The organism is Pelotomaculum sp. FP, assembly GCF_004369245.1.
Taxonomy (GTDB): Bacteria; Bacillota; Desulfotomaculia; order Desulfotomaculales; family Pelotomaculaceae; genus Pelotomaculum_C; species Pelotomaculum_C schinkii.
The window spans coordinates 82302-93751 of record NZ_QFGB01000012.1 but is presented as its reverse complement, the minus strand read 5'-3'; the positions used below and the strand labels follow the sequence as shown (position 1 = coordinate 93751).

Genomic DNA, 11450 nt, shown 5'->3' with positions numbered 1-11450 from the left:
GCTGTGAAGTCTGCATGAATACCTGCCCGTCGAAGGAAAAAGCCCTCGTTATGGAACCCATTGACAGCCAAAAAGAAGTTGAAGCAGCCAACTGGGAATTTGCCATGACGATTCCTGTAAAAGACAACCTCTGGAATAAATTCAGCGTAAAAGGCAGTCAGTTCTGCCAGCCCCTGCTGGAGTTCTCCGGCGCCTGCGCCGGCTGCGGCGAAACACCGTACGTAAAACTTCTCACCCAGCTCTTTGGAGACAGGATGATGATGTCGAACGCCACGGGCTGCTCCTCCATCTGGGCTGCCGCCGCTCCTTCCATGCCTTACACCACAAATGCGGAAGGCAAGGGCCCGACCTGGTCCAACTCCCTGTTTGAGGACAGCGCGGAATTTGGCTTCGGTCTGTATCTTGGTGTTAAGAAGATCAGAAATAAAGTTGCCGAGCTGATGCAAGAAGCCATATCCCTTGATATTCCACAGGAACTTAAAGAGGCGTTCCAGGAATGGCTGGAAGGCATGTACAACGCTGAGGCGTCCAAAGCTGCTACAGCCAAGATCCTGCCTCTCTTGGAAGGGCAGACCCATCCTGTAATTCAAGGGATTATCGACAGGAAAGACTTCCTGATCAAGAAGTCCAACTGGGCTTTCGGCGGAGACGGTTGGGGCTATGATATCGGTTACGGTGGTTTAGACCACGTGCTGGCATCCGGTGAAGATATCAATATCCTGGTTTTAGACACGGAGGTGTATTCCAATACCGGCGGCCAGTCTTCAAAATCTACCCCTGCCGCGGCTATCGCCAAATTTGCTGCCTCAGGTAAGAAGACGAAGAAGAAAGACCTAGGTGCCATGGCCATGACCTACGGCTACATATATGTGGCGCAGGTTGCTATGGGCGCCGACCAGGCCCAGTGCGTTAAAGCCTTCAAGGAAGCAGAGGAGTATCCCGGGCCGTCCCTGATCATCTGTTATTCTTCCTGCATTAACCATGGCATCAATATGACCAGGAGCCAGGAAGAAATGGCTAAGGCAGTTAAATCCGGTTACTGGCACCTGTACCGATACAATCCCGCGCTCAAGCAAGAGGGAAAAAATCCATTTATCCTTGATTCTAAAGAGCCGGATCTGGATTCCTTCAGAAACTTCATTATGAGCGAAGTTCGTTACAACTCACTGGCCAAACTGTTCCCGGCACAAGCAGAACAGCTCTTCCAAAAAACACAGGAAGATGCCAGGGAAAGATACGAATTCTACAAAAAACTCGCGGAAGGTTAAAAGTTTGCTGAGTGCCTTCCACGCAAATTTAAAGAAACGGAGGACATTGTGCCCTCCGTTTCTTTTATGTAAATCCAGTCACACCTATCCCAGCAGAGCTGTTTCACTAAATTATATCTGAGATTTTCATGAAAAATAAGAGTATGTCTTAAATTTTACCCTTTTGTTTTAACTAAATTACCATAATTATACTTTGTTTCTATTGCATGGTTTTATTTCTGGCCCGGTTGACTCATGTTTTATAAACACAATTGTGTGTGTTTAAAGAAAATTTCAAATTATGAGCGGACTGCGTTAAAATATTGAGCAGTTCATTGCCCGGAATATTAATTTTAGGGCTTTTTTCATGTGGCACGGAAGTTGCTTTATTATACTGCAACGAGGATACAACAAAACAAATTAACGGTTTAAGCCATTTGATTTGGCAGTTAAGTGTAATTTATCTACAAAAAGATATCCAAATAGCCACTTTTTATAATCAATGGCGTATTCGTTTATTGAGGAGGAGAAAGAATTGGAATTAGATGAACAGGAGATTAGGGTGTTATCACCTACAGCAATCTTGGGTTATGGTTTTCCGCTAGATTCCTTTCAAAACGGAATTGCAAAAAAACCACATGTTATTGCAGTTGATGCCGGTTCTTCAGACCCCGGCCCTTATTACTTGGGTTCAGGACATTCTTTTACAGATCGTGGTGCTGTTAAAAGGGATTTAGAAGTTATTTTAACTGCCTGCTGCAGTGCCAAAATTCCACTTATTGTTGGGAGTGCGGGGGGAGCTGGTGCCAACAAACATCTAAATTGGTGTCTTGAAATTATTAGGGAAATAGCATCAGCGCATGATTTAAATTTCAAACTTGCAGCAATTGAAGCGGAAATTCCAAAAGATGAGCTGCTAAGAAGGTTCGAGCTTGGCGATATTAAAGAATTGCCCCCGGGTCAAGAAATTAGACGTGAAGACCTGGAGTGCAGCACGGCAGTCGTAGGCCAAATGGGGTTGGAACCATTTATTGAAGCGTTAACCCAGGGAGCGGATGTAATTGTTGCCGGACGTTCATATGATCCTTCTGTTTTTGCCTGTTATCCAATCTTTAAAGGATATGACCCTGCTCTAGCACTGCATATGGGCAAGATTTTGGAATGCGCTTGTATCGCAGCAACACCAGGAAGCGGTAGTGATTGCATGATGGGCTATTTAAGAAAAGATCATTTTTGCCTGGAGCCCATGAATGAAATGAGGAAATGTACAACGACCTCAGTCGCTGCCCATACTCTGTATGAAAAATCCAATCCTTATTTACTGCCCGGTCCGGGTGGAACCTTGGACCTCAGGGAGACAACCTTTGAACAGGTTGGAGAGAGGATTGTAAAAGTCTCAGGCAGCAAGTTCATTCAGGTCAGGCCCTATACCATAAAAATTGAAGGAGCAAGTCTGGTTGGATACCGCACAGTCTCCATCGCCGGCGCCAGGGATCCCATATTTATCAAACAAGTAAATGATATTATTCAAGGCGTTCGGGAAAGGGTAAAAGACAACTTTAAAAATCTTGACGGTTCTTATCACTTGATCTTCAGGTTGTACGGCCGTAACGGTGTTATGAATGATTTAGAACCTCTCAAGGATTCTACAAGTCATGAGTTGGGCATCATTATCGAGGCAGTAGCAAAAAGCCAGGAAGATGCTAATACCATCTGCAGTTTTGCACGTTCTACGTTATTGCACTATGGATATCCTAATCGCATGTCAACTGCGGGGAATCTTGCCATTCCTTACTCTCCTTCCGATCTTAAAGCAGGCGAGGTGTATCGTTTCTGTGTCCATCATTTAGTCGAGGTATATGATCCAAAGGAATTATTCTCACTGAATTTTGAACAGATTAGTTAACCGGTTATATAAAAAAGGATGTGATCGATTTGTATTTATCAGATTTGGCAGAGGTTATTCGCAGTAAAAATGCAGGTCCATACGAACTGACACTGGACATCATTTTTAGAAGTGATGAGATTTATGAAAAAGTAGTAAGCAAAAAACTTATAACAGTTTCAAAGATTGCTCAATTGTACCGGATACCGGAGAGCCAGATAATTTCCGTAGTGGAATTTGCGCCGGCCAGGGCCATCAAGGCTACTATGGTTAGGCCTACGGCCTCCGGAGATATAGGAGATACGGATATTTACGGAGCGCAGCAACATGCGCCACTTCTGAACTGGGAGTTTGACTGGAAGTGAGCGCATTTGAAGAATCAGAGAGGGGGGAAGCTAAATCCAATATTTGGCAATAAGGGGGGCGAATCCGATAGGGGATGGCTGCTCAACCCAAGTGCAGTAAGGATCGCAAAAGAGTTTGATAATTGATGAGGGGGTATTATCATGGACAGCTCGTTATGGAAAAAACTAGCAGGTGAATTCATTGGTTGTTGGACATTGGGTTTTTTGGGACTAATGTGTGTGGCTGTCGCAATTGTTTCTGGAGGATTAGATCTATTTGGGGTCGGTATTGCTTTTGCCTTTGCGATTACATTTGCAGTATATCTTACTGGTGCTGTTGGCGGAGCTCATTTAAATCCGGCCGTAACTCTTGCCTTCGCTCTTTTCGGGGGGTTTCCTAAAAAAGACGTGATACCTTATTGGATAGCTCAAGTATTAGGATGGTGTGTTGGCGCGCTTTTCCTGTATATGATTGTCGGTGGCATGATCACAGCTTATGAAGCAGCACATAATATTGTCAGGGGCTCAATTGAATCGCAAATAACAGCAATGATTTTTAATTGTTATGCTCCACATCCAGCATTTGCTGCATTAAATCATTGGGATGCCAGTGTGGTACCTACATGGAGAGCTATTGTAAGTGAAATGTTCGGTACGATGATGCTGGTAGTCATGGTATTTGCTTTTGTCGATCCCAAAAACCCATTTCGGCCAAGCGCGGGAATTTTTGCACTGATTGTTGGTTTGGTTGTCGGATATCTCATCTTAGTTACTTCGCCGCAAACCATGGCTGCCATCAACCCTGCCCGTGACCTGGGTCCGAGGATTGCTACATGGATACTAGGTTGGGGTCAAGTATCCTTCCCTGGCCCAGCCAGCGGTGTGGGTGGACCTTGGTATATTTGGACGGTAGGCCCTCTACTGGGTGGTGTTCTCGCCGGAGCGCTTTGGAAGTATATTTTGCTGCCGTGTATTCCCAAGCAAGAGGCTTAATCCTGTTTGAAATAGGTTGTGTTAAAAACTTAGCAATTAATCCTGATAATTTAATACGAATTCCCTCCTTATAGTTTCCTATTATTAATGGTTGAAAATATAACATAAATTGCAGCATAAGGTGGTGATATTTAAATAATTTCAGGCATCTTGAGTGGGGTGATAGGAAATAAAAAACAGCGTGGAGAAGTATGTCTTTGGATGTCGAAATACCAGATAATTTGCAGGATTCTAAAAAACTATGTAGAATAACATCGTTGAATAATATTGTCGAATAATATCGTAAAGAAGTAAAAAAATAGAAAGAAGGTAAAATTATATGATGGAAATTGCAACTTATTCACAAACCTGTCCTACCATTTTTGGAACAGGCGCTGTAAAACTTATTGGAGAAAAAGCAAAAGAGCTAAATATTACTAAGGCTATGATCGTCACAGATGAAGGGCTTGTAAAAGTTGGTGTGGCGGCAAAGGTTGAGGGATTACTTAAAGAAGCCGGCATTGAAGTTGTAATATTTGATAAGGTTATGCCGGATCCGCTGGATACTGTTTGCAACGAGGGCGGCGAAGTCGCCAGACTAGAACATGTTGACGGCATTGTTGGTTTGGGCGGCGGCAGCGTTATGGATGCTGCGAAAGCTATCAATATACTGACCACAAACCCTGCGCCTATCTCTCAGTGGTACGAAAGATGGGATTACAAGAAGGGCCTGCCTATTATTCTGGTTCCCACTACTGCAGGTACAGGCAGTGAAAATACGATTTATGGGGTTATTACCAATTCCGCTACTGGGGCTAAGAAAGTAGTGCTGACAACTGGTACTCTGGCAATTTGCGATCCTGAGTTGACTTATAAATTACCGCCACACCTTACAGCATCCACCGGTATGGACGTGTTTGCACATGCCGCCGAGTCCATGACCACTATTGTTACCAACCCCATGACCACAATGCTGTCATTCGATGCTATCCGTAAGGTTACCAAGTGGCTGCCGGTCGCTTATAGAGAGCCAACCAACATTGAAGCCAGAGAAAATATGATGCTTGCCAGCAACTTTGCAGGTATCGCATTCAGCAATACCTGCTGCCACCTCGGACATGCTATCTCCCAGTGCATGGGAGCAGCATTCCATGTACCGCACGGCATTTCCTGTGCTTGGGCATTACCAGAAACAATGGCGTTTGCTGCAATAGGCAAGTTTGAAGAAGTAAAAGGTGTAGCCGACGCTTTAGGCGTTGAATACAGCGACAGTGATTCGCCGCAAGTATTGGGCAAGAAGGTTGCCGATAATATGCGTGCTTTTATGAAGAGTATGGACATCAAGTCCATTGCTGATTATGGAATCACTAAAGAACAGCTGGTTGGAATTGCCGATATGATTATGGCGGATAACTGCTGGCCGTTTATTCCCAGCCCGCTCACTAAGGCAGAGTTAGAAGAGATCCTTGTTAAAGTATACGACAATTATAAATAATCGGGTTAACTGGTTAAAAGTGTATGGAGTTGGTGGAGGGCTAAGAACCCTCCCCGCTCCATAAAGCTAATCCATGAAAATGATGGCGTGAACCATGCTGCAAGGTATTATCTTGAAGAAGTATTTGGGGTGGGATGAAAGTTTTGATCTTTTGACGATAGATAGTAAGGCGGAACATTATAGGGACTTTAGATATATAAGGCGTTTGTTGAGTGATCAGTTTGTTGTTATTTTGCATCTAATAAGATTTACTGCTAATTGTGAATTGGATTACTTTTCGGACGGGCAGATGGGTTCCGTTTGGGCTAATTTTAGCTATCCAAAACAGGGTTGAGCTTTGTGATAGAGCAGCTAGCCTTTAAAATGAGTCGTGCTGGAAAAGAAGCAATCAAAAAAAGTACTACACGAAGGGGGTGTAACTGGCGCCGTCTTAATACGGTGTCCAGGTGGGGTTCATGAGCAAAATCCTGATGATTTCACCGGAAAAATGTCTTAGTTGCAGAACTTGCGAAATAATTTGTTCATTTGGTAAAACCAATGAATTCAACCCCAAACATGCAGCGGTTAACGTTTTGATCTATGAGGAGGCTGCAATCGCTGTACCAGTGATGTGCATGCAGTGTGAAAACCCGTCTTGCAAGAAGGTATGCCCTGTTGGTGCGATAGAATTCAATGATGCAGGCGCTGTTGTGATCAACAAAGATAAGTGCATCGGCTGCAGGATGTGCATTAGTGCCTGCCCGCTGGGAAATATCATATACAATGGCAAAGAGAGAAAAATGGTTAAGTGTGACCTTTGTGGCGGAGAACCTAAATGTGCTGCTTTATGTCCTTCAGGAGCCATTCAATACAAAGAAGCGACCTCTACCAACTTAAACAAAAAGAAGATTATCGCTGAAAAATTCAAGGAAGTATTCGGGGAGGCGATTGAATAATGTTTGGCTGGACAGGAGTAATACTTCGCGTCAATTTAACCAATGGATCAATTAAAAAAGAACCGTTAAATAAGCGTGACGCCGAACTATACCTGGGAGCACGCGGCCTCGGCACCAAGATTATGATGGATGAGGTTGATCCCAAAGTAGATCCATTGAGCCCGGAAAACAAGTTAATATTATTGACCGGCCCTTTAACCGGGACCATAGCTCCATCATCTGGCAGGTATGACGCAATCACCAAATCGCCTTTGACCGGTACCATCACGGCGTCCAATTCCGGCGGGCACTTCGCTCCCGAATTAAAGTATGCCGGTTATGACGGTATTATTTTTGAAGGCAAATCGGATAAGCCGGTTTACCTTAATATCAATGATGATGAAGTAACGCTGAGAAGCGCGGAGCACCTGTGGGGAAAAACCGTTTTTGATACAACTGACGAGCTGCTTCAAGAAATTTCCCCGGACGTTAAGGTCGCTTGTATCGGACCTGCGGGAGAAAAACTAGTCAAGTTTGCCACCATCATGAATGAAAAGCACCGGGCGGCGGGCAGGACCGGCTTGGGCGCCGTCATGGGCTCGAAAAACCTCAAAGCAGTGGCGGTACAGGGAACAAAATCCGTCAAGGTGGCCAAACCGGAAGAATTTTTAGCGGCTAGTTTGGATGCCCGGGCGAAGCTGAAAGCCCACCCTGTTTCAGGTGAAGGCGGGAGCCTGAATACCTTGGGTACGATGAATTGTATTAATGTTATTAACCAGGCCGGCGCATTTCCCACTAAAAACTGGCAATACAGTTATTTCGAGGAAGCCGATGAGATCAGCGGTGAAACGTTGACCGATAAATACCTCGTACGTGCTAAGGGATGCTTTGGTTGCAATATTGCCTGCGGCCGGTGGACTAGGGTACCGGACGGAAAATTTAAGGGTTTTGGGGAAGGCCCCGAGTATGAGGCCGGCTGGTCATTAGGCGCCGACTGCGGGGTAAAAGATCTGGCCGCCATCTTTAAAGCAAACCTTATCTGCAACGAACTGGGGATAGACCCAATTTCGATGGGATCGACAATTGCCTGCGCTATGGAAATGTATAATAAGGGGATCGTGACAAAAGAAGAGCTGGGTAGAGATCTGGATTTTGGTGATGCTGAAGGCATTGTAGAATTCACTAGAATGACCGCTTTAAGAGAAGGCTTCGGTGATAAAATGGCTGAAGGATCCTATAGAATGGCTTCTCTGTACGGCCACCCGGAGCTGTCCATGAGTGTTAAGAAACTGGAAATGGCGGGTTACGACGGCAGGGGTGCGAAGGGCATGGGCCTGGGATATGCTACGTCCAACCGCGGTGGCTGTCACGTCAGAGGCTATACGACTTCTCCCGAAATATTGGGGACACCGGTTAAAATCGACCAGTTTGTCACTACTGACAAGGCCTTTTGGCAAAAAGCATTTCAGGATTTAACGGCAGTTTTCGATTCATCAGGGATTTGCTTGTTCACCACTTTCGCTATCGGTCTGCCGGAAATTTCCGCATTGTTCAGGGCGGCTTTTGGCTGGGATTGCACTGACGAAGAAATTATGAAGGCGGGTGAGCGTACCTGGAACCTTGAGAAACTCTTCAACCTCAAGGCAGGCTTTACCAAAGTGGACGACGCCCTGCCCCCCAGGCTGTTAAATGAACCGGCGAAAAATGGACCGGCTAAAGGGCAGGTTGTCGAACTTGACGTCATGCTTTCCGAGTATTACAGTTTAAGAGGTTGGGACGCGGAAGGTGTACCAACCGTGGAAAAATTAAAAGAACTATCCATCTAGAAGTTTTGTTTATCTGCAAGCTGCCGGTTGTAAACTGCCGGCAACTTGCAGATTCGTTCATTACATGACCTCACAGAAATGTAGTATACAAATCATTATTAAAGCCCTTAATCTGCTGCACGGCAACATAAAATTCCTCATAAAATTATTGAGGTGATGCTTGTGAAGGTGAGGTTTTTCGCCCATATCAGGGACTACACCGGAACGAAAGAAATATATTGTGGGCACTGTCAAACCCTCAAAGATTTATTGGAGAAGCTGTCTGAACAATACGGCAAAAATTTCCAGGCCAAGGTGTTTCAGGGGGAAAATCTTAGCTCGGAGGTCGTTATCATGGTTAATGGGAGACATGTAGCGCACCTGGCCGGATTAGCTACAAAGCTCAATGAAAATGACGATATCTCTATTTTTCCGGTACTCGGTGGAGGCTAGGACCAGGCCTGTGCCCGGCGCCTTTAACGAAAGGATGAAAACGCTAGCAGTGAAGAAGGAAATTTTATCATATACCCGGGAGGTCATGGCCAACTACCCCAAGGAGCAAAGATTTACACTAGCCATGCTCCAGGATATACAAAGAAAATTTAAGTATATTCCAAGGGAGTCACTTAACCAGCTAGCCGACTACCTTGGTATTCCTCTCAGCAAGCTTTACAGTATGGCTACCTTTTATAAGGCATTAAGTTTGCAACCCAAGGGGGAACACGTGATTAGGGTCTGTGACGGTACGGCCTGTCATATCCGGTACTCCATGGTTATTGTTGATGAAATAGCTAAGTTTCTTAAAATTAATCCTGGGGAAACCACCAGGGACGGCAAATTCTCGCTTGAAACGGTAAACTGCCTCGGTTCCTGCGCCATGGCTCCGGCTATGGTCATCGACGAAACGTATTACGGCAAGGTTACTCCCGCCAAAGTCCGGGAAATATTGAACGAATTCGGGGGTGCGGGTTGTGCCTGAGATTAACCAGCAGAATAAGACTATCCAGGTTTGCTGCGGGCCGGGATGTCTCGCCAACAACAGCCTGGCGCTTTATCATAAACTACGTGAAAAATTAGCTAAAATAAATGCTGACGTTACCGTGGAAACTCTAGTTAAAAAAACCGGCTGTGACGGTTTATGCGCTAAAGGGCCGGTGGTAAAGATCCTGCCGGAGGATATCGCCTACTATCAGGTTAAAGAGAGCGATATCGAGGAAATCGTTGAAAAAACTATTCTGCAAAACAAGGTTGTCGAACGGCTGCTGCCCCGTGACGCTGTTACGGGCATGCGTATCAAGTCACCAAAAGACAATGAATTTTACAGGCGGCAAATGAAAATCGCCCTGCGCAACGTTGGAGTGATTGATCCTGACAAGCTTTCCGATTACCTGGAACGTGACGGCTATACCGCCTTGAAGAAAGCGCTTTTCAGTATGACCCCGGATGAAATCATCGAAGAAGTGGCGCAATCAGGATTAAGGGGCAGGGGCGGAGCTGGTTTTCCAACCGGACGCAAGTGGAAACAGTGCGCAGGTTACCAAAATACCCCCAGGTATGTCCTCTGCAACGGTGACGAAGGGGACCCTGGCGCCTTTATGGACCGGAGCATTATGGAAGGTGACCCACACAGTGTTATCGAGGGTATGACCATTTGCGCCTATGCGCTTCATTCACACAAAGGTTTTGCCTATATTAGGGATGAATATGACCTGGCCGTCAAAACGATGTCCGGCGCGCTAGTTCAGGCCAGGGAGGCTGGTTTTCTGGGCGAAAACATTTTAGGCAGCGGTTTTTCTTTCGATATTCAAATCGTGCGGGGCGGCGGCGCGTTCGTTTGCGGTGAATCAACCGCGCTGATGTCCTCAATCGAAGGAAAAGTTGGAGAACCCAGGGCGAAATATATCCGCTCGGTGGAAAGAGGCCTCTGGGGACAGCCTACCGTCCTTAATAATGTGGAAACCTGGGCCAATGTCCCGGTGATCGTCAACAGGGGCGGGGCCTGGTTCAGCGTTATCGGCACGCCCAAAAGCACCGGAACAAAAGTGTTTTCCTTGGTCGGCAAGGTGAAGAACACCGGCCTCGTAGAAGTGCCGATGGGCATAACTTTGCGGGAACTAATCTTTGATATCGGCGGTGGTATTGACGGCGGCAGAAAATTCAAGGCTGTCCAGACCGGCGGGCCGTCGGGAGGTTGTATTCCCGGGGAGCTTTTGGACCTGCCGGTGGATTTCGATTCATTGGCCAAGGCAGGTTCGATTATGGGCTCGGGCGGCATTATCGTTATGGACGACCGGACCTGCATGGTGGACGTAGCCAGGTATTACTTAAACTTCCTGGCCGAGGAGTCCTGCGGCAAGTGCGTGCCCTGCCGGGAAGGCATCAAAAGAATGCTGGAGATTTTAAACGACATTTGCAAAGGCAAAGGTCAGGCGGGGGATTTGGAACTCTTGCTGGAAATTTGTGATACGGTCAAAGAGGCTTCTCTCTGCGGTCTGGGCAAGAGCGCTCCCATCCCGGTGATCACGACCATCCAGTACTTCAGGGATGAATACCTTTCGCACATCAGGGACAAAAGGTGTCCCGCCGGGGTATGCCCGGAACTAACCACCTTCACTATTGACCCGGATACCTGTACTGGCTGCGGGCTTTGCCGCAAGCTTTGCCCGGCCGGCGCCATATTAGGGGAGCGCAAGTGTGTCCACAGCATTAATCAGAGTCAATGTATCAAATGCGGCAACTGTATTGACAAATGCCAGTTCCATGCGATAATAGCCGTCTAAGGAGGGTC

Annotated in this window: 10 protein-coding genes; all 10 read left to right on the top strand. The window is 46.3% G+C overall.

Annotated features, from left to right (window positions below):
• Window positions 1-1268, top strand: a 1268-nt coding sequence (locus Psfp_RS07070; protein WP_243120519.1) for a thiamine pyrophosphate-dependent enzyme, incomplete at its 5' end; no start/stop codon positions are given.
• 514 nt (window positions 1269-1782) lie between these two features.
• Window positions 1783-3153, top strand: a complete 1371-nt coding sequence (locus Psfp_RS07065) for an acyclic terpene utilization AtuA family protein (RefSeq protein WP_243120518.1) — start codon at window positions 1783-1785, stop codon at window positions 3151-3153.
• Window positions 3154-3173: 20 nt separating this feature from the next.
• On the top strand, window positions 3174-3497 hold the full coding sequence (locus Psfp_RS07060) for a DUF4387 domain-containing protein (protein ID WP_134217843.1): 324 nt from the start codon (window positions 3174-3176) through the stop codon (window positions 3495-3497).
• Window positions 3498-3638: 141 nt separating this feature from the next.
• On the top strand, window positions 3639-4469 hold the full coding sequence (locus tag Psfp_RS07055) for an aquaporin (protein WP_134217842.1): 831 nt from the start codon (window positions 3639-3641) through the stop codon (window positions 4467-4469).
• Window positions 4470-4788: 319 nt separating this feature from the next.
• Complete coding sequence (locus Psfp_RS07050; RefSeq protein WP_134217841.1) at window positions 4789-5943, top strand: iron-containing alcohol dehydrogenase; 1155 nt, start codon at window positions 4789-4791, stop codon at window positions 5941-5943.
• 455 nt (window positions 5944-6398) lie between these two features.
• Complete coding sequence (locus Psfp_RS07045) at window positions 6399-6878, top strand: 4Fe-4S dicluster domain-containing protein (protein ID WP_134217840.1); 480 nt, start codon at window positions 6399-6401, stop codon at window positions 6876-6878.
• Entirely contained in the window at window positions 6878-8683 is a 1806-nt protein-coding gene (locus Psfp_RS07040; RefSeq protein WP_134217839.1) for an aldehyde ferredoxin oxidoreductase family protein, read from the top strand. The genes Psfp_RS07045 and Psfp_RS07040 overlap by 1 nt, the downstream gene beginning before the upstream one ends.
• A gap of 162 nt (window positions 8684-8845) precedes the next feature.
• A complete protein-coding gene (locus Psfp_RS07035) occupies window positions 8846-9115 on the top strand; it encodes a ubiquitin-like small modifier protein 1 (protein WP_134217838.1) in 270 nt (89 codons plus the stop codon).
• Complete coding sequence (gene nuoE / locus Psfp_RS07030) at window positions 9069-9641, top strand: NADH-quinone oxidoreductase subunit NuoE (protein ID WP_243120517.1); 573 nt, start codon at window positions 9069-9071, stop codon at window positions 9639-9641. The genes Psfp_RS07035 and nuoE overlap by 47 nt, the downstream gene beginning before the upstream one ends.
• Window positions 9634-11442, top strand: a complete 1809-nt coding sequence (locus Psfp_RS07025; RefSeq protein WP_192895298.1) for an NADH-quinone oxidoreductase subunit NuoF — start codon at window positions 9634-9636, stop codon at window positions 11440-11442. Before nuoE ends, Psfp_RS07025 begins: the two co-directional genes overlap by 8 nt.
• Window positions 11443-11450: the final 8 nt, after the last annotated feature.